23 protein-coding genes are annotated in these 25,195 nt (G+C 51.5%); 14 read left to right on the plus strand and 9 right to left on the minus strand.

Going from position 1 to position 25,195, the window contains the following annotated elements; translation table 11 throughout:
- Nucleotides 1–101: 101 nt before the first annotated feature.
- Nucleotides 102–1,724, plus strand: coding sequence for a SurA N-terminal domain-containing protein (locus ABFD83_10680; GenBank protein MEN6357532.1), 1,623 nt, complete (start codon nucleotides 102–104; stop codon nucleotides 1,722–1,724).
- A 109-nt stretch (nucleotides 1,725–1,833) separates the two neighbouring features.
- A complete protein-coding gene (gene rsmI, locus ABFD83_10685) occupies nucleotides 1,834–2,685 on the plus strand; it encodes a 16S rRNA (cytidine(1402)-2'-O)-methyltransferase (protein MEN6357533.1) in 852 nt (283 codons plus the stop codon).
- Here the strand turns inward: rsmI and ABFD83_10690 are convergent.
- From ABFD83_10690 to wecB, 3 genes are all read right to left on the minus strand, one after another.
- Entirely contained in the window at nucleotides 2,657–3,952 is a 1,296-nt protein-coding gene (locus tag ABFD83_10690; GenBank protein MEN6357534.1) for a SpoIID/LytB domain-containing protein, read from the minus strand. The genes rsmI and ABFD83_10690 overlap by 29 nt on opposite strands.
- 78 nt (nucleotides 3,953–4,030) lie before the next feature.
- Complete coding sequence (locus tag ABFD83_10695) at nucleotides 4,031–4,615, minus strand: DapH/DapD/GlmU-related protein (GenBank protein MEN6357535.1); 585 nt, start codon at nucleotides 4,613–4,615, stop codon at nucleotides 4,031–4,033.
- 25 nt (nucleotides 4,616–4,640) lie between these two features.
- On the minus strand, nucleotides 4,641–5,726 hold the full coding sequence (gene wecB, locus ABFD83_10700; protein ID MEN6357536.1) for a UDP-N-acetylglucosamine 2-epimerase (non-hydrolyzing): 1,086 nt from the start codon (nucleotides 5,724–5,726) through the stop codon (nucleotides 4,641–4,643).
- Between the two features lie 147 nt (nucleotides 5,727–5,873).
- Here wecB and ABFD83_10705 point away from each other — a divergent pair, with 147 nt between their 5' ends.
- The 11 genes from ABFD83_10705 (at nucleotide 5,874) to ABFD83_10755 (ending at nucleotide 17,821) form a co-directional block, all read left to right on the plus strand.
- Nucleotides 5,874–7,190: a nucleotide sugar dehydrogenase gene (locus tag ABFD83_10705; protein MEN6357537.1), complete on the plus strand. Its 1,317-nt coding sequence runs from the start codon at nucleotides 5,874–5,876 to the stop codon at nucleotides 7,188–7,190.
- Nucleotides 7,187–8,131 (plus strand): Gfo/Idh/MocA family oxidoreductase, encoded by a 945-nt coding sequence (locus ABFD83_10710; GenBank protein MEN6357538.1) that lies wholly within the window; start codon nucleotides 7,187–7,189, stop codon nucleotides 8,129–8,131. The genes ABFD83_10705 and ABFD83_10710 overlap by 4 nt, the downstream gene beginning before the upstream one ends.
- A gap of 27 nt (nucleotides 8,132–8,158) precedes the next feature.
- Nucleotides 8,159–9,271, plus strand: a complete 1,113-nt coding sequence (locus ABFD83_10715; protein ID MEN6357539.1) for a DegT/DnrJ/EryC1/StrS family aminotransferase — start codon at nucleotides 8,159–8,161, stop codon at nucleotides 9,269–9,271.
- 145 nt (nucleotides 9,272–9,416) lie between these two features.
- Nucleotides 9,417–10,289 carry a dTDP-4-dehydrorhamnose reductase gene (gene rfbD, locus ABFD83_10720; GenBank protein ID MEN6357540.1) on the plus strand — a complete coding sequence of 291 codons (873 nt, stop codon included), beginning with the start codon at nucleotides 9,417–9,419 and terminating at the stop codon, nucleotides 10,287–10,289.
- Between the two features lie 10 nt (nucleotides 10,290–10,299).
- A complete protein-coding gene (gene ileS, locus ABFD83_10725) occupies nucleotides 10,300–13,053 on the plus strand; it encodes an isoleucine--tRNA ligase (protein MEN6357541.1) in 2,754 nt (917 codons plus the stop codon).
- Nucleotides 13,054–13,072: 19 nt separating this feature from the next.
- Nucleotides 13,073–13,432, plus strand: a complete 360-nt coding sequence (locus tag ABFD83_10730) for a TraR/DksA C4-type zinc finger protein (protein MEN6357542.1) — start codon at nucleotides 13,073–13,075, stop codon at nucleotides 13,430–13,432.
- 1 nt (nucleotide 13,433) lies between these two features.
- Nucleotides 13,434–13,928, plus strand: a complete 495-nt coding sequence (gene lspA, locus ABFD83_10735; protein ID MEN6357543.1) for a signal peptidase II — start codon at nucleotides 13,434–13,436, stop codon at nucleotides 13,926–13,928.
- Between the two features lie 18 nt (nucleotides 13,929–13,946).
- Nucleotides 13,947–14,699, plus strand: a complete 753-nt coding sequence (gene lgt, locus ABFD83_10740) for a prolipoprotein diacylglyceryl transferase (GenBank protein ID MEN6357544.1) — start codon at nucleotides 13,947–13,949, stop codon at nucleotides 14,697–14,699.
- Between the two features lie 91 nt (nucleotides 14,700–14,790).
- Nucleotides 14,791–16,482, plus strand: coding sequence for an FAD-dependent oxidoreductase (locus ABFD83_10745; GenBank protein MEN6357545.1), 1,692 nt, complete (start codon nucleotides 14,791–14,793; stop codon nucleotides 16,480–16,482).
- Between the two features lie 22 nt (nucleotides 16,483–16,504).
- Nucleotides 16,505–17,155 (plus strand): peroxiredoxin, encoded by a 651-nt coding sequence (locus ABFD83_10750; GenBank protein ID MEN6357546.1) that lies wholly within the window; start codon nucleotides 16,505–16,507, stop codon nucleotides 17,153–17,155.
- An 84-nt stretch (nucleotides 17,156–17,239) separates the two neighbouring features.
- The gene (locus tag ABFD83_10755) at nucleotides 17,240–17,821 is read left to right on the plus strand and encodes a DNA-3-methyladenine glycosylase (GenBank protein ID MEN6357547.1); all 582 of its coding nucleotides are present in this window, start codon (nucleotides 17,240–17,242) and stop codon (nucleotides 17,819–17,821) included.
- A gap of 363 nt (nucleotides 17,822–18,184) precedes the next feature.
- On the opposite strand, the gene ABFD83_10760 is transcribed toward ABFD83_10755, so the two are convergent.
- From ABFD83_10760 to ABFD83_10785, 6 genes are all read right to left on the minus strand, one after another.
- On the minus strand, nucleotides 18,185–18,892 hold the full coding sequence (locus tag ABFD83_10760; protein ID MEN6357548.1) for an ABC transporter ATP-binding protein: 708 nt from the start codon (nucleotides 18,890–18,892) through the stop codon (nucleotides 18,185–18,187).
- The gene (locus ABFD83_10765) at nucleotides 18,889–19,596 is read right to left on the minus strand and encodes an energy-coupling factor transporter transmembrane component T (protein ID MEN6357549.1); all 708 of its coding nucleotides are present in this window, start codon (nucleotides 19,594–19,596) and stop codon (nucleotides 18,889–18,891) included. The genes ABFD83_10760 and ABFD83_10765 overlap by 4 nt, the downstream gene beginning before the upstream one ends.
- On the minus strand, nucleotides 19,581–20,003 hold the full coding sequence (locus ABFD83_10770; protein MEN6357550.1) for a formylmethanofuran dehydrogenase subunit E family protein: 423 nt from the start codon (nucleotides 20,001–20,003) through the stop codon (nucleotides 19,581–19,583). The genes ABFD83_10765 and ABFD83_10770 overlap by 16 nt, the downstream gene beginning before the upstream one ends.
- A 134-nt stretch (nucleotides 20,004–20,137) precedes the next feature.
- Nucleotides 20,138–20,647: an ECF transporter S component gene (locus tag ABFD83_10775; GenBank protein ID MEN6357551.1), complete on the minus strand. Its 510-nt coding sequence runs from the start codon at nucleotides 20,645–20,647 to the stop codon at nucleotides 20,138–20,140.
- Entirely contained in the window at nucleotides 20,647–21,327 is a 681-nt protein-coding gene (locus ABFD83_10780; protein ID MEN6357552.1) for a type II secretion system protein, read from the minus strand. Before ABFD83_10780 ends, ABFD83_10775 begins: the two co-directional genes overlap by 1 nt.
- A gap of 13 nt (nucleotides 21,328–21,340) precedes the next feature.
- Nucleotides 21,341–22,666, minus strand: coding sequence for a hypothetical protein (locus ABFD83_10785; protein MEN6357553.1), 1,326 nt, complete (start codon nucleotides 22,664–22,666; stop codon nucleotides 21,341–21,343).
- Nucleotides 22,667–23,036: 370 nt separating this feature from the next.
- On the opposite strand from ABFD83_10785, the gene ABFD83_10790 reads away from it, so the two are divergent.
- Complete coding sequence (locus ABFD83_10790; GenBank protein MEN6357554.1) at nucleotides 23,037–24,962, plus strand: hypothetical protein; 1,926 nt, start codon at nucleotides 23,037–23,039, stop codon at nucleotides 24,960–24,962.
- Nucleotides 24,963–25,195 lie beyond the last annotated feature (233 nt).

The raw sequence follows: 25,195 nt of genomic DNA on the forward strand, positions 1-25,195 counted from the left end.
TGAGATATCCTTGCATGAGTTTTCTTGACTTTGAGCAGCAGGTTCTGTAACATTAGAGTTGTAATGCATTATGATCGATCCATCCGGAGGATTATCCATACATGAGTATATACAAACTGAGAACTGAGTTCGGCCAGCACCTCAAGTGGGTCATGCTTGGGATAGCCATTATCTTTATTGTAGGTGCAATCTTTACATTCGGAGCCATGCCCGGCAGCAAAGGCGGCAACCGTGTTCAGGGCGGCAACGATGTAGTCGCCGTAGTCAACGGCAAAGAAATACAGCGGTCCGACTTTGAGAATGCCTGGGAAGCCACAAGTGAACAGGCAAAGGAGAGGGGAATTCGCTCTGCTCTTCAACTTGCCGATTACAGGGCGGCGGTATTCGCCCAGATGGTCCAGGGCCGCTTGATACTCAGCGAAGCCGAAAAGATGGGTGTCGATATCAGCGACCGCAAAGTCAATGATGAGGTCGACAAAGAAGTTGTCAAGGCGCTCATGCAGAACCGTGAGTCGATTATGGGCAGCGACCTGTCCGATGATGAGCGCACTCTTGATCCAAGAGATGATTCGAAATTCAAGAGAGAACTATCCAGTATCGGTCAATCCATTGGTGTTATGGAAGATGCGATCCGCGAAAAAATTCCAGCCGATGATATCCGCGCCAAGTTGGCATATGAAGGTATACAGAACAAGATCGAAAAGAGTCTCAAGCCCGTTTCGGAGCAGGATGTCACGGACAGCTACAATGTCTACAAAATACGGCAGATATCCTTCCTGAAGGGTATGATGCCGGAAGACCAGCTAAAGACGCGCATCAACAAGATCATGACCGAGATCAGAGGCGGAGCAGACTTTGCAAAGATAGCGAAGGAGAACTCACAGGGTTCGTTGATGAACAGCAGTTCTGCGACGGAATACTCGTTCGATACTCGCTGGTCACTGCCTGCCCAGGTCCGAGATGCTATCGCCAAGTTAGAGCCGGGTGGGGTCTCTTCGCCCATCAAGACGGACTACGGCACGTTTATTGTCAAACTGGAGAGCGTGACGCCCAAACTCCCTGCAAAGATGGACAAAAAGACTAATGCCGACAGACGCAAGCAGATTGCCGATGATCGCAAAATGGCAGGTCTGATGACTTTCCAGACACAGATGCAGAAGGACGAGAATGTCAAGGTCAGTGATCCCGAGCTGCGCGCATACTGGTTGATAGTAAAATCACGCACGGCTTTTACGGATCCCACAAAGAGCATGAAGATGTCTGCGGACGCTATCAACGCTTTGAAGAAAGCGCGTGCCAATCGGCTCGACAATCAGATGATCAATGCCAAGCTTGCCCAGCTTCTCTATGAGAACGGCAAGGTCAAAGAAGGCTTGGATATACTCTACCCGTTGGTCGAGGGCGCAAACGATACGATTGATACTCCTGACCTGCGAATTCTTCTGGGTGATATGCTGATGGCTCAGGCCGCGAAAGACAAGCCCGAGCAGAAGGCTGCAACGACCGCAAAAGCTCTGGAGCAGTATAAGACCGCAAGTGATGTGGCGCACAACGATAGAGCGTCTCACGAGCAGTTGGTAACCAAGTTCCAGCAGCTCAAGCATCCTGAGCTTGTCGCCGCTGAGCAGAAGTGGCTTGCCGATTATGATAAGCGAGCCAAGGCAATGCAGGCCGAACAGCGCAGAAGCGCACCCAAGCCGTCCGAGAATGGGAGTAAAAAATAGGAAACCGGCTTTAGGAAACAAATAATAGTGGCTGATGGTGCAATGATAGAAGTATCAGCGTGTTATCAGCCACTTTTTGTTACCTGTTGCCTGTTGCCTGTTACCAGATATGCCCGGTAAACTCTACATAGTCGCTACACCAATTGGCAATCTCGAGGATATCTCCTTCAGGGCGCTGCGCACGCTCAAGGAAGCAGATGTCATCGCCGCCGAGGATACGCGCGTCACAAAGAAGCTCCTGAGCCATTTTGATATCCATACATCTCTGATCTCATATCACCAGCACAGCAAGGCCGAAAAGTCCGAGCAAATACTTGAGATGCTCCTGGACGGCAAGAATGTCGCGCTGGTCTCCGACGCAGGGACCCCCGGTATATCGGATCCCGGACATGAGCTTATCGCGCTTTGCATAGGCGAAGGAGTGTCTGTAGAATCTATTCCCGGGCCGACTGCTGTCATTACGGCGCTGGTCGTATCAGGCCTGCCGACAGCTCACTTCGCATTCGACGGCTTTCCGCCGCGCAAATCCAGCGAGCGCAAAGCGTTTTTCCAGAGTCTTAAGCACGAGATGCGCACAATATGTCTCTATGAGTCTCCTCTAAGACTTATAAAGACACTTGAGTCGGTCCGCGATGAACTCGGCGACAGGCAAATTGCAATCGTGCGCGAGGCTACCAAGATGTTTGAGGAGACCTATCGCGGAACAGTCAGTGGGGCAATCGAATACTTCACCGAGCGCAAGCCGCGCGGAGAGTTTGTAATTGTCATCAGCGGTGCATCTGTCCCGGCAGCCGAGGAAGAACCGCGCGTCAGCCTCGCGAGCCGGCTTGCTCAGTTGATGGAGTCAGGCGAGTCGGAGCGTGATGCTGTGAGGCGGGCCATGATCGAGTTCAAACTGCCCAAGCGCCAGGTCTATGCTGCTGCGCTGCAGCTTAAAGCGAGTCGGGGGGGGCAAGCCTGACATCGAAGATCACCGGCTGTTTTTCTGCCTTTGTGGTCTTATTGTGCTTATTTGCAACCGGTACCGGAGCTTTTAATATCTGATCATCCACCTGCGTCACGTCCGCTGCAGCTACAACAGGCGCTCCTCCGCTTATCACGGTACCCGGGAAATAGTGAGCAAGTATTTGCGCATAAGTGTAGTTGTGGGGCGCTGATGCAAGGCCTATTGTGCCCCTCTGGCATAGCCCAACACCATGGCCTGAGCCCTTGCCCTTAAATACGACTTTCCCATTTCCATCCGACTCGATAGTGAACATTGCGCTCTTAAACCCTAGCGCCGCGCGGATCTTTTCAATCTTAACTGTTGTGCTCCCTGCCGTGCCGGTTACTTGCGCTTCCAGCGGCCTGCCTGTTGACCCAGTCTTTGAGATGACTATGTTCTGCAGACCGTCGGCTTCTTTGACTCCCGCCGCCACGAGCTTTTCGCCCAGTTTTTGGAGAGTGTATGGCTGCTCCCAGGTGATACGTGCTATATCGTCCGGGTCGACAGTGCCGCACAGATACGGGAAGTTAGAGTTTGGATGTGTCTCGGAGTAGTTTACAGTTGCCCCGCCGCAGTCTGTTGAATACATAACCTCAGCGACCTTGCCGTCATAGGTCAGCGCCATGCCTTTCGTATCGATCACAGCCTGGCTGCACCTGGCTCTCTCCGAATTAGCTCCGTTGTATGTCTGACAGTGGGTGCTGTCGCAAACATCAAACCCTTGAGAGGAGTGCTTGCGTTTGTTGCCTAGAGCATATGTCCTCGCGGTGATTGCCTGTGCCCGCAGGGCTTCTGTGGGGCTGGAATCGCCCATCTCCGCAGGCATAACTCCTAGCAGATAATCCTCAACGTTTACAATGTTTACGATACTCAGCTTCCCATTGTTAATGCTCACCTCGATGGAACCGCGATATTTCATCTCTTTTGATGCCGGGCTATCGAGTATAAGCAGTCCGTCCGGTTTATCGCAAGATAAGCTGATCGGGGAAGCCGATATTACTGAATCGCTGTTATCCGGCCTTACGCTGACGGTTGAGTCCGATATCTGTATTGCGACACTGCTCGCAGTCTTGTTTCCATCGCTGCTTATTATAATTGCGCCCGATGATGAACTGACTGTAAGCGAAGCGCAGTTACTGAAGCGCGTCAGACCTACTCGGAGCGTATCAGATGTTTCACCGAACGCGCGAGCAGACAGGATGATGCCGAACGCGATGAATGTAAACAAGAACTTCCTGTGCAAAATCATCTCCAGTGTTTCTGCGTATCAATATGCCAGTACGGCAACGCCCAATATATAAGACGGTGTATTATTCCCGTTCTATTCCTTAACCTTGATCACTTCAATATCGCTCAATTTCTTGTATGTGTGGCCGATACTGTCCGTGTATGTGTCGCTGGTTGAGAAATCCATTACATCGCCATAGGCGCTCATCCAGCCGATTATCTTTGCCGGCACTCCCGCGACTATCGCATAGCTTGGCACATCTTTAGTGACAACTGCTCCGGCGGCCACAAATGCGCATTCATTCAGTGTGATTCCACACCGGATCGTAGCATTTGCGCCGATGCTTGCACCGCGCTTTACCAGTGTCTTGTGATAGTGCTCGCTTGTGGCTCTGGGATATTCCGAACGCGGAGTTATCACATTTGTAAAGACCATGCTCGGTCCGCAGAATACGTAATCTTCGAGGATAACCCCCTCGTACAGCGAGACATTATTTTGAATTTTGCACTTCTTACCCACTTTGACACCGGGCGATACACACACATTTTGCCCTAGAATACAACCCTCTCCGATTTCGGAGCCGGACATAATATGACTGAAATGCCATATCTTCGTGCCTTTGCCTATCTTTGCGCCCTCATCGACATATGCCGATTCGTGTACGAAATAATCACTCATGAACAATATATCTCCTGTTCTGTTTTTAACATTGGGTTTCGGTCAGAATTCGGGCAATCTTTTCGGATGCGTTGCCATCGCCGTAAGGATGTTCGTCTCTGCCGACAACACCGATCATTGAGCGCAAAGCCTCTGCAATATGCTCGGCGCCCGTTGGCGGGCAGAGACTGTTCCAGCCCATCTCTACCAATTCAACCCATTCAGTCTCATCTCGCAAGGTTACGCATGGAATCCTTTGGAAGAACGCTTCTTTCTGCACGCCACCGGAATCGGTGGCAATGAGGGCAGCGCTCTTTTCCAGCTTGATCATATCCAGATAGCCGACCGGTTCGATCAGCTTCAAATTCCTTTTCGCAGTTTCCAGAAGACTGCAGCGTTTCAAAGCTTCTCGAGTCCTCGGATGGAGCGGCAGCACTACCGGAATTTCCTTTGCCAGCTTGCTCAGTCCGCCTATAATAGCATTGATTCGGTTCAGTTCGTCTGTGTTTTCGGCGCGGTGCACTGTCGAAAGTACGAATTTTCCCGATTCCAATCCCAAAGCATTCAAAATCTTGCTTTCGCGGTCAGCTTTGCTTCCGTGGAGTAGCACAGCGTCATACATGACATCGCCTACCAAGTGCACTCGCCTGGCAGGTATACCTTCATTGGCTAGATTTTTGGCTGCGTCCTGTGTCGGGGCGAAAAGGATGTCGGATACCGAATCAGCGACAATTCTGTTGATTTCTTCCGGCATTCGTCTGTTGAAAGACCTCAGCCCTGATTCTACATGTGCAATTGGTATGTGAAGCTTTACGGCGGCAAGTGCGCCGGCAAGTGTCGAGTTGGTGTCGCCGTAGACCAAGACCCAATCGGGATTGTGCTCCAAGATGATCCTTTCCACTCCAATAAGCATTTTGGCCGTCATTTCGGCGTGTGAACCCGAGCCTATTTCCATGTTTATGTCCGGCTCTTTTATTCCCAGTTCGTCAAAAAACACTTGAGACATTCTATGATCATAATGCTGACCTGTATGGATGAGAATTTCGTTATGACCTGCTGTCTTGATTGTTCGACTTACGGGGCTGACTTTTATGAATTGGGGCCTTGCGCCGACTATGGTACATATTTTCATAGTGTTGAGTTATTTCAAAGACTGCTCCATTCCTTCAACGGCAACTCCCTATTTTGAGGCGGATGCATCTGCGCACCTCATCGTTATGATATAATAACTGCAAGACTGGAGAACCCGGCAATGCGGATTTTCAAGAAAGGATGATGTATGGCTAATACCAAGCAAGCTTTACTTGATAAGATTAAAAACAGAACTGCGCTTGTTGGTGTCGCGGGTCTTGGCTACGTTGGGCTGCCGTTCGCTGTCGAAAAAGCCAAGATGGGCTTTAGAGTCATCGGCGTCGATCGCAATCCAAAGCGTGTGGATATGGTCAATCGCGGCGAGAATTTCATATCCGATGTCAAAGATGAAGAGCTCAAAGAACTGGTCGGCAAGGGGCTGATCTCCGCTGTGGGTGGTTATGATGAAGCAGGCGACTTGGATGTCCTTGTAATAGCCGTTCCGACACCTCTGACAAAGAATCTTTCCCCCGACCTTCAGTATGTAGAGAATGTCACGAAGCTTTTCGCGGATCACATCCGCCCCGGTCAGCTCATCAGCCTTGAGTCTACAACATACCCCGGAACAACCGAAGAGGTGATTCAGCCGGTGCTCGAGTCCGGCGGTCTCAAGGCCGACAAGGATTTCTTCCTTGCGCATTCACCCGAGCGCGTGGACCCGGGCAACAAACGCTACACTACCAAAAACACAAACAAGGTGGTCGGCGGTGTCGGACCTGATTCGCTGGAAGTTGCTATTGCGTTCTATTCGTCAACAATCGAGCATGTCGTTCCCGTTTCGAGCGCCAAGGCAGCCGAGCTTGTAAAGGTATACGAAAACACTTTTCGCGCAGTCAATATTGCGCTTGTAAACGAGCTGGCTTTGTTGTGCGATCGTATGGGGCTGAGTGTGTGGGAGGTCTTGGATGCCGCATTTACAAAGCCTTTCGGAATCATGCCTTTTTATCCGGGCCCGGGCGTAGGTGGTCACTGTATACCTCTTGATCCCCATTATCTGGAATGGAAAGCAAAAGAGCTTAATTTTAATACGCAGTTCATAAGGCTGGCCGGTGAGACAAACCGTCACATGCCCGAGTTTGTGTGTGAGAAGACCTGGCGCGTGCTCAACGAACTCGGAATTGCGCCGTCAAGGTCAAAGTTATTGGTGCTGGGAGTAACATACAAAAAGGACCTGAATGACTGCAGAGAATCGCCGTCACTTGAAATACTGGAGATGCTGGTAAAAGACGGCGCTACAATAAAGTATCACGATCCGTTCGTTTCCGATTTCAAGTTCAATTCGATAGAGATGAAAAGTGAGCCATTGACCGTAAAGCTGCTTGGCGAGCAGGATATGGTTTTGATTCTGACCGATCACTCCAATGTGGATTATGATTTTGTCGTAGCTAACTCCAAGAAAGTCTTTGATACGCGCAACGCTACGCGAATGATTACAAAACACAGGGAAAGGATCACTTTATTATGAAAGCCGCAATTATTGGGGCCGGGATGTGGGGCAAAAACATTGTTCGCACGCTGAACGCGATGGATGCGCTGGACAGTGTCACGGAGCTTGATCCAGGTCTGCGAAGTGGCCTTGTCGAGGCATATCCCGGCATTACCGTATATGATAATATCGATCCGGTAATGAAAAGCGGCGTTTCGGCGGTGTGCATTGCGGTGCCGGCTCCGTGGCATTATGATATTGCGAAAGAAGCGCTTGAGTCAGGTAAGAATGTTTTCGTGGAGAAGCCGATGACGCTTTCGGCAAAGGATAGCGAAGACCTTGTGCGCATTGCCCGCGAGCGTGATAAAATTCTTATGGTCGGGCACCTGCTGCTCTATCAGCCCGCTGTTCAGTGGATAAAACAGGCAATTACCTCGTCAACGATAGGCGAGCACAAGAGCATACATCAGCATCGTCTGGGCCTTGGCCGCGCACGCGACGTCGAAAACGTGCTCTGGAGCCTCGGCGTGCACTATGTGGCCGTCGCTTTGTTCCTGATTGGTAATAAGCCGGAGACTATCGAAGCTCAGGGGCAGAGAGTGCTTCAGCCGACTATCGAGGACGACGTCCATGTTCATATGACATTTCCAGGGGGTGTGCAGAATTATCTTCACTGTTCCTGGCTCTGGCCGATCAAGGACCGCGGTATGGTGCTGATCGGTTCAAAAGGAATGTTGGTCTATAATGAGCTGGAACAGAACGTGACTTTGCATCGCAAGACAGTCGGCTCAGACCTCAAGAATATCGATAACGGGTCAGAACTGGTCTATGAAGGAAGCGGGCAGCCGCTCACGCTGGAGTTGACCCATTTTCTGGAGTGCTGCACGCAGCGTAAGACACCAATTTCAAACGGTGAAAGCGGTGTGGAGGTAATTAAAGTATTGCAGGCGGCAGCAGAAAAGTTTAACCAGGTTGACTGAAGCGCAAAATTGGAGAACTGATACAAAATGGCAAACAAGATACCTCTTCTGGATATGTCTCCGGAAATCGAGTCAATATGGGACGAAATCATGCCCGCAATTCAGGATGTTCTGAAAAAAGGGCAATTCATAATGGGACCGAACGTCAAAGAATTCGAGGCAGAGATGGCGGCCTATCTTGGCGTGAAGCATGCAATTGCGTGTAACTCCGGCACTGATGCGTTGGTAATGGGCGTTCGAGCGCTGGGTGTCGGCAATGGCGACGAAGTCATCACGACGCCGTTCACGTTTTTTGCGACAGCCGAAGCCATAAGCCATGCAGGAGCAACTCCGGTTTTTGTTGATATCGATCCGGTGACGTTCAACATCGATGTCTCGCAGATCGAGTCCAAGATCACTCCTAAAACAAAGGCCATCATTCCGGTGCATCTCTACGGTCATGCGGTCGATATGGACCCGGTGCTTGAAATTGCTGCAAGGCGTGGGCTCAAAGTCTTGGAAGATTGCGCTCAGGCTTTCGGCAGCGAGTATAAGGGCAGAAAAGCAGCTTCGATAGGCGACGGCGGCGCTCTGTCATTCTTCCCGTCGAAAACAATGGGGGCCTGCGGCGACGGCGGTATGTTTACGACCAACAACGATGATGTTGCGGCCAAAGTCCGCATGCTCAGAGCCCATGGAGCGGCGAAAAAGTATTACAACGAGGTTATCGGATACAATTCCAGGCTTGATGAGATTCAAGCTGCGATCCTTCGCATAAAGCTGCGCCATATCGACGAGTGGAATGCGGGTCGCAGAGCTGTAGCCTCTCGCTACAATGAAATGTTCAAGGATGTTCCCGGAGTGATTACTCCTGCCGAGGCCGGTTATACCAAGCACGTCTACCATCAGTATACGGTCCGCGTCACAGACGGCAAGCGCGATGAAATACAAAAAAAGATGGGCGAAAATGGCGTGGGATCATTCGTGTACTATCCGGTGCCGGTCAACAGACTGCCGGTATATAGCGATTTGGGCATTGCCGTGCTGCCAAACTCAGACCTCTGCTCGACCGAGGTCCTGAGCTTGCCGATTTGGCCCAAAATGCCTCATGAAACCCAGAAGATAGTGGCGGAGCAGTTCAAGGCAGCTTTTAAAAAGTGATGTAGACGGTTCAGCAAGTCAAGTCTATTGTGAATGTGATTTCTTGACCTTCCACTTGTTCGCCGGTATAATAGTGAAGTAGTTATTATATGTAAGGCCCCTGCTCGAGTGCCAGGGGCTTTGCGGCATGTACCGGGGGTATAGTGTGCGAGTATTAGTGACCGGCGCTTGCGGGATGCTGGGCCGCCTGGTGTGCGAGGGGCTCAAAAAAGAAAACCATGACGTCATACCGACTGATGTCCTCGAAGGCTGCGAGATGCTGGATATATCGGATACCAGCGCGGTGTTCGAAGTTATAAATCGCCTGCGGCCGGAGATGGTGATCCACTGTGCGGCCATGACCGATGTAGACGGCTGCGAGCGCGAACCAGACAAGGCGTTTAAGATCAATGCTGTGGGCACATGGAACCTCGCGTGCGCGTGTGCTTCCATAGGCTGCGCAATCGCGTATGTCTGCACGGATTACGTTTTTGACGGTGAGAAGGGCGAAGCCTATACTGAGTTCGACAGTGTAAACCCGATCAGCGTATACGGCGCCAGCAAACTCGGCGGAGAAATGGCAGTGCGTGAGATTTGCCCCAAGCACTATGTCGTGCGCACATCTTGGGTTTTCGCTCCGCATGGCAAGAACTTCCCACTCTCAATTTTGAAGGCTGCGCAGACAAACAAGCAGCTCAGGGTAGTGGCCGATCAGTTCGGCTGCCCGACATATGCAAAAGACCTTGCGCAGTATCTTATCGGATTGGTGGGTTCACCTCTATATGGAGTGTACCACTGTACTAACGCGGGCGGCTGCTCGTGGTATGAGTTTGCGAAAGAGATTCTTGAAAAAGCGGGTATGACTGATGTTGAGGTCGTCCCAATCAAATCTGAAGACTGGCCCACTCCAACAAAGCGTCCCAAGTATTCCGTCTTGAGGCATTACAAGATGGAGCTATTGGGGCGCGATAATGCAAGGCCGTGGCAGGATGCAGTAGCGGAGTTTGTTAAAGAGTGGAGAGCGAAGAGCGGAGAATAGAGAGTTAAAAATGGAATACAGCAAAACAGTAAATCTTCCCAAAACTTCATTTCCAATGAAAGCGGACCTGGCGAACAGGGAACTGCTTATTCAGAAGCTTTGGGAGGAAAAAGATATATATAAAAAGATGTCCGAGCGTGATGCGCCCAACGGCACGTTCATACTTCACGACGGCCCGCCGTACTCCAATGGCGATATCCATATGGGACATGCGCTCAACAGAGCCTTAAAAGACTTTATTCTTAAGTATAAAGCGCTAAAAGGTTATCGTGTTCCATTCACTCCCGGTTGGGATAACCATGGCCTGCCGATAGAGAACAAAGTCTCCGGGGAGTTCCGCAAGAAGCATTTGACGCCAACCAAGCTCGAAATGCGCAAGGCCTGCCGCGAGTATGCTACAAAATGGGTTAATGTGCAACGCGATCAGATCATGCGTCTGGGTTGCATTGGTGACTGGGATAACCCTTATCTCACGATGAGCCGCGAATATGAAGCGACGATCATCAAGGTTTTCGGTGAGCTTGTGGAGCAGGGCTATATATATCGTGGTCTTAAGCCTATACACTGGTGCATACACGATGAGACCGCTCTCGCCGAGGCTGAGATCGAATATGCCGATCATACGTCGACGTCGATATTTGTCCGCTTCCCGCTGGTCAAGGACCCGAAGGGCCTTTTCGACGGTAAGCCCGCGGCTAACTCATACACAATCATCTGGACAACCACTCCATGGACGATCCCGGCGAACATGGCTGTCGCCGTGCATCCTGATTATGAGTATGCCTTCGTGGATGTTGATGGAGACAGATATGTAATAGCAGCCGAACTGGTCGGCGCGACTATGCATGCGATAGGCAAAGAAAACTACTGCGTCGCCAAGACGGTTAAGGGCTCGGAGCTTGAGGGAATGGTCTTCAAGCACCCTATATTCGATCGCGAGTCGATGCTAGTTCATGCGAGTTATGTGACCCTAGAGGACGGAACCGGTGTTGTGCATACAGCTCCAGGCCATGGCCGAGAGGACTTCGAGACAGGCCAGCGCTATGGCCTGACACCTTTGAACCCTGTAGATGACCGGGGCTATTACACTAAAGAAGCCGGTGAGTTCGAGGGACTTCATATCATTCGCGAAGGCAACAAGGCTGTCCTCGATAGGCTCGCTGAGGTGGGCAACCTGCTTGCAAGCTGCGATATCACTCACAGTTATCCTCACTGCTGGAGATGTCATAAGCCCGTTGTCTTTCGCACGACAGAGCAGTGGTTCATGTCACTGGATCACAATGATCTGCGGGAAAGAATCCTGAAAGAAATTGAGAAGGTCAAATGCTTCCCACCGGAAGGTCGGAACAGGTTTTACTCAATGATTTCAACATCTCCTGATTGGTGCTTATCCCGCCAGAGGTCTTGGGGGGTTGGCATTCCGGTCATATTCTGCAAGGCTTGTCGGGAACCGATTATGAGCAAAGATATGATCGACCGAGTCTATAAAGATGCTTTGGTAAACGGGTCTGATTCTTGGTTCGAAAAAGACGCGAAAGAGTTTCTTGCAGATGATTTCGTTTGCCCTGTGTGCGGCGGCAATGAATTTACTAAGGAAACTGATGTTCTAGATGTATGGTTTGATTCTGGATCGAGCTGCAGAGCTGTTACGGAGCGTCTGTATGGCACATATAAAGCAGACACATATCTTGAGGGGTCAGATCAACATCGTGGCTGGTTTAATAAGTCGATAATAATAAGCACAGCCACAAAAGGTGAGGCGCCTTTTAAGGATTTAGTTACTCACGGCTATATCTTGGATGCCGAAGGCAAGAAGATGAGCAAATCCGGCGGCAACGCTATCTCGCCTAAGCAGGCGATCAAAAGTATTGGCGCGGATGTGCTCAGGCTCTATATGTCTTCACTGAATTACTTTGAGGATGTGCGTTTCGGGCAGGAGATGTTTACCCGCGCGATAGATGCCTATCGCCGCATGCGCAACACATTCAGATATATGCTCGGCAACATCAACGATTTCGATCCGACGAAAGACAAGGTCGATTACGCGAGCTTGCTTGAGATAGACCGCTATATGCTGCACAGGACAACCGAGCTGATAAACCAGGTCGATTCTTTCTATGCGGCAAATGAGTTCCATAAGGTCTATCACGCCGTGCATAATTTCTGCGCGGTGGATTTGAGCAGCCTATATTTGGATATCCTGAAGGATAGACTATATGCCTCCGCGCAAAACTCGCGGCAGAGGCGTTCTGCTCAGACGGCGTTATATGAGATTCTTTCAACGCTGACGCGTCTGCTTGCGCCGATAATCTCGCACACCGCCGAGGAGGCGTGGCAGGAGATTCCGGGTGAGGATAAGTCGGAGTCCGTTCTTTTGGCAGAGTTTCCTCAGGCGCATCCTGAGTGGCTAGACAATGACCTGGCAGAGCGCTGGGCTAAGATACTGGAAGTAAGGGACAAGGTGCTGTTGACGCTTGAAGAGGCTCGCCAGGGTGGAAAGATAGGCAAGCCGCTGGAGTCTCGCGTGAAGCTCACTGCGCCTGATGATCTCTACGCATTTCTTAACAACTATGCGGCTGATCTGCCGTCGATATTTATCGTATCGCAGGTCGAACTGGTCAAGGGAGCCGGCGATGAACTGACAGTCGAGGTGCAACCGCCAATAGGCAATAAGTGCGAGCGCTGCTGGCTGGTTTTGGAGTCTGTCGGCAGTCACAGCGATCACCCTGGTCTGTGTGACCGCTGCCGTGAGGCGATCTCCTGACAGAATCGGAGAGATTACGATGGAGCATAAACTGGATCTGCAGAAGTACAAGAAACTTCTTTTGAAGGAACAGGATCGAATAACACTCGAACATCGGGCGATGAGCGCGAGCACTGCTGAGGAAAGCAACGAGCTGTCTGATTATGACAATCACCCGGCGGATGCTGCGAGCGATACGTATGAGCGCACGAAGGATCAAGCCATTGACGAGAGCTTCAAGGATATTCTTGAAAAGATCGACGATGCTCTCAAAAAGATAGAAGTCGGATCATATGGCAACTGCGACAGATGCGGGAATCCCATCCATCCTGATAGATTGAGGGCGATCCCATACGCGACGCTCTGTATCGACTGTCAGGCGACACTTGAGAGAAGATAATTTGACCACAAAGAAAGCCGTATTGTTTTATTTGATTGCGTTCGCGACGGTTGTTGTTGACCAGGTCACAAAGCTTCTTGCGCGCCATTTTCTGGCAGCCGGTAGTGTGTTTACAGTGATCCCCGGCCTGTTAAATTTAGATTTGACATATAATCGCGGTGCTGCGTTTGGTGTTCTTCCAAACTGGGCGCCGCTGTTTATCATTGCGGCTCTTGTAGCCATATATGCGATTGTCCGCCTCGGCAGAAACGGCCTTACCTCAAAGAGTCTGGTCATAGGACTGGGGCTGCTTATGGGCGGCGCTGTCGGCAATCTCATAGATAGAGTCGTGTTTGCCTCAAGAGGGGTCACCGACTTTGTCAGTGTGTATGTATCAGTCAGAGGTCAAGTGCACGCCTGGCCGACATTCAACTTCGCCGATGTCGCCATAGTCCTGGGAGCGATTTTCCTGTTTTATCACGTATATGTTGTAGAAAAGCAAACTCATAACCCATAACTCTTAATTCTTGAAATTATGCATTCAACACTATTTACAATATTCGGGCTTCCCATTCGAGCCTACGGCCTGATGATGGTCGTAGGTTTCTCACTCGGGCTGTGGAGAGCCACATATGTCGCAAAGAAGCGCGATATAAACACGGACCGGATCTATGACCTTGCTCTGGTCGTGCTCCTGAGCGGTGTCATAGGTTCGCGCCTGGTATATATTCTTCTGAACCTGCGGACGGAGAGCTTCAGCCGGTTTTTCGCCGTGTGGGAAGGCGGGTTGAGCTTTCACGGCGGCGTGTTTTTCGCCGTGCTTGCGGCCTATATCTTTACCAAACGCACGAAGCTCTCGTTTTTGCAGTACGCAGATCTGCTCGCTCCGTCTCTTGCAATCGCTTACGCATTTACCCGTATCGGCTGCTTCCTCAACGGCTGCTGCTACGGCTGCCCGACGAGCCTGCCATGGGGCGTGCGGTTTCTTGAAAACGGCACACTCACACCTCCGTCGCATCCCACTCAGATTTATGCGACTATAGCGAACCTGCTCATATTTGCACTTCTCACTCAGCTTGAAAAGCTCAGGCGCGCAAATGGTTTCGTCTTTGTGAGCTACCTCGGGCTGTATGGAGTCTACAGATTCCTCGTCGAGTTCCTGAGAAAGGGATATTCCGCCCAGGTGTGGATCCTGGGGCTAACTCAGGCTCAGTGGGTCAGCATCGCAATGATTGTTGCATCTCTGACGATCATATTTACCGTATACCGCAGGCCATCTGCAAAGTAAAATCCTCAAGATTTCTTCCTCAATTAAGTTATCAAGCTCATCTATTTGGGTAAAACTACCTACGTATTTGCATTAGTAGTTGGAGGTAGTGATGGCACGATATCGTATAGTCGTCATAGGCGGGGTGGCCTGCGGCCCCAAGGCGGCGGCAAGAGCGCGCAGGCGTGACCCGCATGCCGATATCACCATAATCGAGCGCGGCGAACTCCTGTCGTATGCGGGCTGCGGCCTGCCGTATTATATCGAGGGCAAGATAGAGACTGCAGACGAGCTTATGAGCGCTGGCGCGGGAGTAATCCGAGACGCCGCATTCTTCAAAAACGTCAAGGCGATAGACGTAATGAGCAGAACACTGGCAGAACGCATTGATCGCAAGAAAAGAGTGGTGGAGGTAGTATTTCTCGAGACCGGCGAGAAGAGTGAGGTCGCCTATGACAAACTCGTTCTGGCTACCGGAGCCGACTCCGTCATGCCGCCGTTTCCCGGTATCGACCTCAATGGAGTCTTCAGACTCAACCACCCGACAGACGCCGAGAACATCAAAAAGTGGACCACAGACGGCTGCAGGCATGCCGTGATAATAGGAGCCGGGCTGATAGGCATGGAAGTCGCCGAGGCTCTGACGTCTCGCGGTATATCTGTCACTATGATCGAGATGATGGATACGCTGGTCCCTGTCTTTCTCGATGCCGAGCTTGCAGCGCACCTTGAGAAGCATATTAAGGGCAAAGGTGTCAATGTGATGACGGGCACAAAAGTGCTTGGCATGGAAGCTGATGATACCGGGCAGGTGAGTCGTGTGATCACCGATAAGGGCGAAGTCGATACTCAAATGGTTCTGGTCGCTATAGGCGTCCGCCCTAATGTTAAGCTGGCAAAAGATGCCGGACTCGATATCGGCGAGACAGGCGCCATCAAAGTCAATGAGCGCCTGCAGACGAACGACTCCAATATCTACGCCGGCGGCGACTGTGCCGAAACTTGGAACCGTATTACGGGCAAATCCGCATACGTGCCGCTGGGTTCCACGGCCAATAAGCACGGCAGGATTATAGGCGATAACATCACCGGGGGCAATTCCACTTTTGACGGTGTGCTGGGCACCGTGATATTTAAGGCTTTCGACTTCAATGCAGGCCGTGTCGGGCTTTCTGAAAAAGATTGCATAAGGCTGGGTATGCCGTACGTAACTGCTCTTACGCCAGGCCCTGACCGCGCTCATTATTATCCTACATCGCGCCCGATGATCGTAAAACTCCTTGCCGATCCAAAGTCAGGCAAAGTCCTGGGTATGCAGGCGGTAGGGACAGGCGATGTGGCCAAGAGAGTGGATGTCATGGCGACGCTGCTCTCTTTCGGCGGGACATATCGCGACATATCCGAGCTTGATCTGGCATATGCTCCGCCGTTTTCTTCTGCGGTCGATATACTCCAGCACGCAGCCAATGTGATCGACAACAAGATAAATAACCTTGCTCATTCCGTTACACCGATGCAGGTCAAAAGTATGATTGACGCAGGTGAGGATTTCGTGCTGTTGGACGTTCGCGGGCCGATAGAAGTTGAAGCGATGAGTTTAAAGAACCCGAGAGTTGTCAATATACCGTTAGGTAAACTCCGCGAGCGATCAGGCGAACTGCCTAAGGACACTCAAATAGTGACGTTCTGCAAAGTCAGCATTCGCGGCTATGAGGCCCAGCGCATTCTCGACGGCGAGGGTTTCAAGAACGTCAAATTCATGGACGGCGGCATCTCAGCCTGGCCGTACCCGATGGAAGTTTAGTACACTATGATAGGAGCTTGTTATGGAAGAAGAAATGGAAAATGTCTGTAAACACCCGCTTATAGGTGATCCTGCCCCGGAATGGGAAGCAATAACGACTCACGGTAAACTCAAACTCTCGGATTTTCTGGGCAAATGGGTGGTGATGTTCTCGCACCCGTCCGATTTTACGCCTGTTTGCACCACGGAGTTTGTCGCATTTGCTCAGATGAACGATGAGTTCGTCAAGCGAAACGTCCAGCTCATTGGCCTGTCTATCGACAGCGTTTTCTCACACCTTGCCTGGACCCGCAATATAAAGGACAAGCTGAGGGTCGAGGTCCCATTTCCGGTGATTGCCGATCTGGATATGAAAGTGGCGCAGACTTACGGTATGCTGCACGGTCAGTCATCGACTACATCTACCGTGAGGGCGGTATTTATAATCGATGACAAGGGCATAACTCGCGCAATGCTCTACTACCCAATGTCCAATGGTCGTAACATAGATGAGGTCCTTCGGCTTGTAGATGCTTTACAGACGACAGATAAATACGGCGTAGCGACTCCGGCAAACTGGAAACCGGGCGATAAGGTGGTTGTGCCCCCGCCTACTACCTCGGAAGGTGCAGAGAAGCGCGCTGCCGAGGGTTATGAATACGTGGACTGGTATCTGTGCAAGAAGGAACTATAAACCCAAATATCCAATACTAAATATGAAATATAAAATATTAAATGAAATACCCCGGTTTCCGGGGTATTTTTGCAGGTCAGGCAGTTGTTATCTAATAAGCTTCCCCGCGAGTTCTATCTTCAAGAGACTGTAACTGTTGCTCGTGCGTGTCTCGGCAAAGTGCTTGTGCATGTGACGAATGAGTGCGTGTTGTCGGGCCGGATTGTGGAGACAGAGGCATATTTGTGCGATGATCCGGCGTGTCATGCATCCAGGGGCATGACTAAACGCAACGCCGCAATGTTCGGCGAGCCGGGGCATGCTTATGTTTACTTCACCTACGGCTTTCACTACTGCATGAACTTCGTGACCCAGCCCAAAGGCGTCGGCGAGGCTGTCCTGATAAGGTCGCTTATGCCGCTTGAGGGTATAGAGATCATGATGCGCAATCGAGGCAAAGACAACCCTCATGACCTCTGCAGCGGCCCAGGAAAGCTGACCCAGGCTATGTCAATTGGCCCCGATCTTAATGGCGAAGACCTGCTCGGCGATAGATTCTACGTGATCGATGACCATACCGATGTCGGGCAAATCATTACTCGCCCGCGCATAGGAATCAAGCAGGCCATTCACGAGCCGTGGCGGTTTTATCCGGCACAGTATCTGGAATGGGTGTCGAAGAAGTAGTTGAGAGTGGAGCTGATTTTATAATTAGTACTTTATATTTATTACGCCTGATGCGGATTAATTTACGATTCTAGTCCCCGTAGGGGGACTTTGTGTGGTTGTAGCCGCGGTTTTAACCGCCAGGCGACTGAAGTCGCGGCAACAAAGACACGAAGTCGGCCTCCGCCGACTGAAAAATGGCGCTATTTACGCTCAATCTAATTCGCATCACGCGTATTTATTATTGTTTTTGTGTATTTTTACCGAATGGGTTTCTGTGCCGCAGTATCTGTTCCCTCTCCTGGGGGAGAGGGTTAGGGTGAGGGCGCCATCTGATTTAGTATTTAGTATTTTGTATTGATTATTTATGCCTAATGCTCAAAATTACTTAAGCCCGCATGCAGACATCAGTGATTCGTCGGATAGTATGTCCTGCGTGGAGCCGATAGCGGCAATTGCGCCCTCGGACATAACTATCGCCCGCGTGCAAACCGTATTTGCAAAGGTCAAATCGTGCGTGGAAATCAATTTCGTGCAGTCGAGTTTGTTCAAAAGACCAGCTAGAAGCCTGGCTCCGCGTGGATCAAGTCCTGCGCTCGGCTCGTCCATGAGCAATATCTCAGGCCGGCATGCAATTGCCGACGCGATGGCGGCCCTCTTTTTTTCGCCCAGGCTCATTTTGTGCGGTTCACGTTCTTCAAATCCCTTAAGCCCTACAGCTTCCAGGCTCTGCGTCACAATCCCTTGTATCTCATCGGCAGGCACACCGAAGTTTATCGGACCGTAGGCAATGTCGTCCTTGATGACCGGCGAAAACAACTGGTCATTAGGGTCTTGAAACACCAACTGAGCCGCCATCCGGACTTCACTCAGAGACTTACTGTTAGCCGGTATACCCGCAATCTCGATCTCTCCAGTCCCACTCAGGACACCGACCAGCGCAAGCAGCAGCGTGCTTTTTCCCGCGCCATTGGCCCCCAGTATCGCGACGGATTCGCCTCGCTCTATCTCAAAGGAGACATTTTTAATGCCCTGCCTGCCGTCGGGATATCTTACACTGAGGTTATGGACGGATACCGCGTTTGATCTCATATCGCCACCAAAGACACCAGGATATAGGCTAAAGTAATTGCAAGTGGCGCATAGTCAAGCATATGTGGGGCCGACATGATAGAGCGCGGCAGGCGCCCATTGAATCCCCTGCACTCCATTGCCGATGCGACTCTCTCAGCGCGTGAAAATGACCGAATCATCAGGCTTCCCAGGAGCGCCGCAATGTCTCTTAGCTGGCCGATCCGGCTCTTTCTATCGCCGCCGCGCAGCACGCGGGCGGTATTCATCCTTTGAGTTTCTTGATGGACGAGTTCAAACCACCGAAATATCTGTCCTGCGATTACTGTAAACAGAGCCGGGACTCTGATATATTCCAGCGCCTTGCAGATATCCATATGGCTTGTCGTTTGAAACAGCGCCGATGAGCATGCGAATGCAAGTAAACACCTGGCAACGAACAATCCCATCCGATCAAATTCGGCTGATGCAATTGACATACCCGATAATATCGACAGAACCATCAGCCCTGCTATAAGTGATATGGCAGCAAACAGCCCGGCGGTCCACCGTCGCCATGATAGAGACGATGAGACAGCAAGCACGATGATCGGCATGCCTATGACCAATACTTGGGCAGGGTGGGGCACCGCTGCCGCGGCTATTATCAAGGCCAGCGCGCAGTAGACCCGCACATACGGGTGAATGCGCACTATCCAACCGGATGCTTTTACTTGCTCTCGCATACCACAAACACTTGGTCGTCAGACAGCTTCCACACTCTAGCCGATGCCTCATCTTCGCCTACTTCGTTATACCATGCCAGCGACCGTGCGCCTATACTATCCGCCGGAGCAAGCGTAACTGTAGTGCCACTCTCAGTATTTCTAAACACGGCCTTCACCACATCATCGCTTATGATATGTCTGATGTTTGTCTTGCCCATGGTCGCGCCCGTGGAGAGCTGTATTCCGTCTATCATGCATGACACAGGCGGCTTGCCCGGACAATGCACCTCCACATCGATCCCAAAGTGATTGCTTATTCCCAATGTCTTGACAGCATAATTGCCCATCTTTATCCCAATTACCAGGTTCGGCCCCATGTGGCCATGAAACCTCTTTGCCAGCTCAAGATCAGCAAATTCCTGCATTATATATTCTCCCTCTGATTTCGTATATTGTATTTTATATTGATTATTTGCCTGTTTGATTTGAAACGCCGACCTGCTCCCTCTCCTGGGGGAGAGGGTTGGGGTGAGGGCGCAACTGGATAGACAAGTCACGATTAGCAATTGCGCTTTGTTTTGAGGACTCTGACCACAATCGGCGCAACAACAAGCTGCAGTGCAATTCCCGGCCAGCTTTCGATTACAGAAAATGCCAGGTATGCGACAAATCCCTGCTGCAGACCCATCATAGGAGCAATTATTACTCGTTCAAGTCCTCCCACCAGCCGTGCCGCTGTCATTGCAAGCATGACCGAGAGTATCACCGGCAGCTTAAGCTTTCGGCTGAACAGACTTGCCGAACCCGCCAGCACACCCAATTCCAGCGGCATAAGCACACCTGTCGGGATCAATGGCGGCATGCCCGTTATCGCAGATGATATCAGCGGTGTCACCACTCCGACTGCAAATGCCACCGGGGCCGATACATACAGCCCGCATATCAAAACCGGCAGATGCATGGGCAAGAAGACCATGCCCATATTTACCATATGAAACAGAATCGGAACGGCAACGCCCAGCGCGCCGAAGAGTCCGCCTATACTCAAATCTCGTGCTCGATACTTCATTAAGGGGAAGTCCTTCCATCACTGAGGTGAACGATAACGCCTTTTGGGTTATACGGATACCATTCGCTTTTCGGCACAGGCTGCATCAGCGCGCTTGACTGTGTCCAGCCCGGGTCACCGCCGGGTCCTACGCTCCACACGGCCCACTTTACGGGCGCTTGAACTGCCTCCGGCTTTAGAGTGGTTCCGATTCGCAGGCTCTTGCCCTTCTCCTCATAATAATAGTAACAGCTTTTTGTGCTCGTGGGATAGTTACCGGGGATCCACATACCGCCGGGGACCTTGAAATTGTTAGAATACTGCCAGCCGATCACCACGTATTTATACGTGCGCCGCTTATCGTCGAGATCACCGTTTGTTTCCTGGTTGAACGGATCGAGTATTCGATGCGCCGGAATATAACCCATGGTATACAGTTCGCGAGGCATTTCGTAATAGTCGATCTCCTGGTTTTCCGAGCATGAGAGCCGCGCAAACGGATACCCGCCTCGGTCTTCTTTATACATCTCGATAGCTATACCGAACTGCCTCAGGTCTGAATGCACGCTCACTATCTTCGACCTGAGCCGTGCGCCGGACAAAACGGGCAGCAGCATGCCAGCCATTACAGCGATTATCGCGATCACTACAAGCAGCTCAATCAAAGTAAAGGCTTTTGCGGACTCTCCAGGGTTTTGCACTTTCTACTCTCAGCTAATTTGCAATAGTGGTCGATGGATGATGCATCACAGCCAAGTCATTCGGATCGCCGAGTATCAGCTTCGGCGTAACTCCATCACCCTCCAATGAAGCAATGGCATTCACAGCTACAAAGTCTCCCTCTTGAGCTGTTATGCCGGTGGCCTTGGTGAGCCTGATCGTGTCGCCATTATCAGTCGTGAAATCATAGTTGCCGTCTCCTATTGACTGGCCGAGCGTTCCGCAGCACCGCACCAGGATTCCGGACACACTCAGCCCTTTATCCGCAGACAGCGTGCGTCCATTGATACCAATAGGCTTCGGCGCATCCCCAGAGTATACGACCGGGCACGCGGTCGCATCCATGACCTGCTCACGGCCTTCTGACGTAAACGTGCCCTGCAGAGCTACCCTGTCGCCCGGATGAACGTCGAAACTGCCGATCACCTTGATCCCGCTCTGCCTGCCCTCTTCCTGAACGTAGAAGCAGTCGTCAAATACTCGCGAGACCACTCTTGCGAGCGCGATATCCGAACTATTTTTAACCCAGACGCGGTAGTTGGATGTGCAAGGTACGCTCGTATCCTCCTGGTCGAATATACCGGTCACACTCAGCGAGCCTTTCAGGTTTGCGCACCCGCTGAAGTCTCCTACTGTCGAGAGGAGCATGCCTACATCTCCGGTCGAGTCACCTATGGTAAGCTGCTGCCCGCTTGTCCACGTGCCGCTTGTTACATGAACGCCGTAGAGCCGCACATATCTGGTCTGGTAATATTCTCCTCCGCCTGCCCGGCTCTGATCGAAATAATTGCAGTCAGATACTTTTGTTATGAGCGCAGGCTCGGGCAGGCCCGGATGGTCCAGCACTTCGACTGTAAACGCATACGAAGGGTTGGCCGTGTGCAGATGGTTGATCACAACCTTGCCCCTGTGCGCATCTGCCAGATAGCCGGTGACCCGAAGCCTGTCACCTGCCTGAAAGTTTATGTAATAGCTTTGCCGATACGCCGACCAAAGGTTGCCGTAGAACCATGATCCGGCCCAGATCTGAATGCCGCCGCGGTCGCTTGTCGTATCCTGGAGAAATGCCGTGTAATACGTGCTGTATCCGACCGGGCCGTCAGGATCGACGATCTCGTTGTAACCGGCAAGAGCCACACCCTCTACGGTCACCATCTCTTCAGGAACGGAAAAACTGCCGCCGGAAAACCCGGCCACCAGCGGATTGGTCCCGATACCGTTTGTGTCTACCGCCTCGTAGTCCCATATAGTGTTCGCATTGCAGCATAACGCCGAAGCAATCAATATCATAACAACAATAACAACAGCTCTTTTTGCCATGCTCATATTTTCCTTACTGTCGTGCAGTATGTTGGGTGGCACGAAACGCAATATCGTAGCACCATATAGGCGGCCTGTCAAGCAGTAACAGCTCAAAATTTGTGATTACAGGCCTAGTGGTCTTGCGACTAAAAAATACACAAAGTCGGCCCTCGCCGACTGGTATTCCAGTGTACGAAGGGACACTTCGTGCTTTTCTAGCCGCGGTTTTAACCGCAGAGGCCAAAAACAGGGCAAATCCAATTTAGATGCGTTAGTCCTAACGCTCTGGGTGCAATACTGGTATTCCTGACAGCCCGCCGCGATAAAGGAGCATGGCATATATTCCTTGACGACAAAACCATACATGCTAGGATTGGGGGCAATCAAAATGTTGCAGATGCGACGAGCCGTGTGCGTCGCACTTGCTCTTGCGGCTGTCATGATGATATCCGCGAGTGCAGCGTGGGGCGTATACGAAAGAGACTTTGTAGGGTCGGATGACCTTGCAGCAGGATTTCACGACAATATCAGCTACTTTTCTTCTCTAGGCGGGCTCAGGCTCAATGATTGTAAGATGAGCATTCCGTTTTTGTGGGTTCCAAGCCCGTCCGCAAATACCATTACGCGTATAGATGCCCGGACTGGGCGTGAAACGGCGCGTTATCAGATCGGCCCGGCAAACGGTGGCTGGAACCCGTGCGCGGTGGCGGTCGATTCCAAGGGAAACGCTTATGTGGCCTGCGCGGACCCCGGTTCAACCGGTAAGGTGGTACGCATCTCGGCAGTACGTTCAGACTCAAATCACGACGGCTTTTCGGTCACATCTTGTGATGCAAATGCTGATGGGCGAATCAGCGCGTCCGAGACCATGCCCTGGAAAACGGACGATTGTGTCGGCCCGGTCTTCAATGTCGGCGGCAAGGGCGCAAGCCCATCGAGTATTGCGTTTGACAACAGCGGATATCTCTGGGTCACGCTTAAAAGTGATGCCGAGGCCGTAAAGATGAACCCGGAAACGGGTGAGATACTGGCTCATGTTGATCTTGTCGGCAGACCGACGTCGATTATTGCCGGCGACGACAGTTCCATGTGGGTTGTCAGCCGTGATCAGGGGACGCTCTGCCGGGTCAACACGGTGACGTGTGCTCTGGCGGCTTCATACAGGCTCGACAACTGCCTTCCGGCAAGTGCCTGCAAGGGCGAGAACGGCAAGCTGTGGATATCCAATTTGAACGGTGGTCTGGTCGAGTTCGATACGGAAAACGGCACATGGAATACCTCTGAAACAGACGATGGCGGCTATTCCGGTATAGCGCTTGACAAGAACGGCGATCTCTGGGCTGCCTGTCCGGATACGGGGAATGTGATATGTCTATCGGGCCAGGACGGCAGTCTGCTGACACGCATACCGGTCGGCAACGAGCCGACAATGCTGAGTACGGATAACGACGGTTATCTGTGGGTAATGTGCGAGGCGAACGGAAGTGTTGTCAAGATAAATGTCGATTCCGAAGAAGTGCTCAATAATGTTGACACGGAAGCCTGGATACACTCTTCCACATCGTTTACTGCCTGCTCCACCAAAAACGGTGTCTGTCCGCAGGGCACATGGCGGATGCTCGTAGACAGTGAAATCCAGGGAGCCGGGTGGGGCATAATTGACTGGGACGGCCAGAATATCGGCGGCTCGATTGGGGTGCAGGTGCGCACGGCAGATGATCCGGCAATGCTCAGCGGTGAGCAATTCGTGCCGGTTGCAAGCGGCATCAAGTTCTCCGTGTCCGAGGGCCGTTATATGGAAGTAATGGTCACATTCGACGGCAATGGTGATGCTTCGCCTATTCTGCATGGGCTCCATATTGAGGGTGTAAACCTTGCTCCGAAAGTGGAGAATGCTTGGCCATCGGTGGCAAAGATACTCAAGAGGGATCACACACTGGAGCCTGTAGGCATTGAAGGAGTATATGATCCCGAGGGAGATGAGTTCGAAATTGAGATCACCAGAGTCGAGCAGGATGAGCCGGTGAGCGGTCTGGGCAAGGGTGATCTTGCTCCGGATGCGGTCTGTATGGACGGGTCGAGTGTGTGGCTTCGTGGTGAGTGTGATCCAGGCAGTGAAAAGCGAGCGTCGGACGGACGTGTATACGTTGTCTCTTTCAAGGCTGTGGATGTATACGGTGCAGAGTCGTTTGGTAAGGTCAAGGTGATGGTCCCGCCGGATGATAAAGGTAATGCAGTCGAGGATCTGGCGAAATATGATTCTTACAAGGAGCCTGCCAAGCTGCTGTGCGCCAACATCAGCGATGCTATTTGAATGTGAATCCTCCTCTTGTTTGCATGCCCGCCATACGGCGGGTATGCACCCTTATCTCCTATCTCAATGTTTTCCGTCCTTCCTCACTCATTAAAATGGGCATTCCAAACGAGGCAATTGCGATAGCTGGAACTGATCTCAAATCTGTTGGTTCAAAGAAAGTGGAAACCCCAAGCTCTGAGCGTGTGGAACGAAGCGCAAATGCAAAAAAGTGGAAAATCTACCCCAATAAA

It is taken from the genome of Armatimonadota bacterium, from assembly GCA_039679645.1.
Taxonomy (GTDB): Bacteria; Armatimonadota; UBA5829; order UBA5829; family UBA5829; genus UBA5829.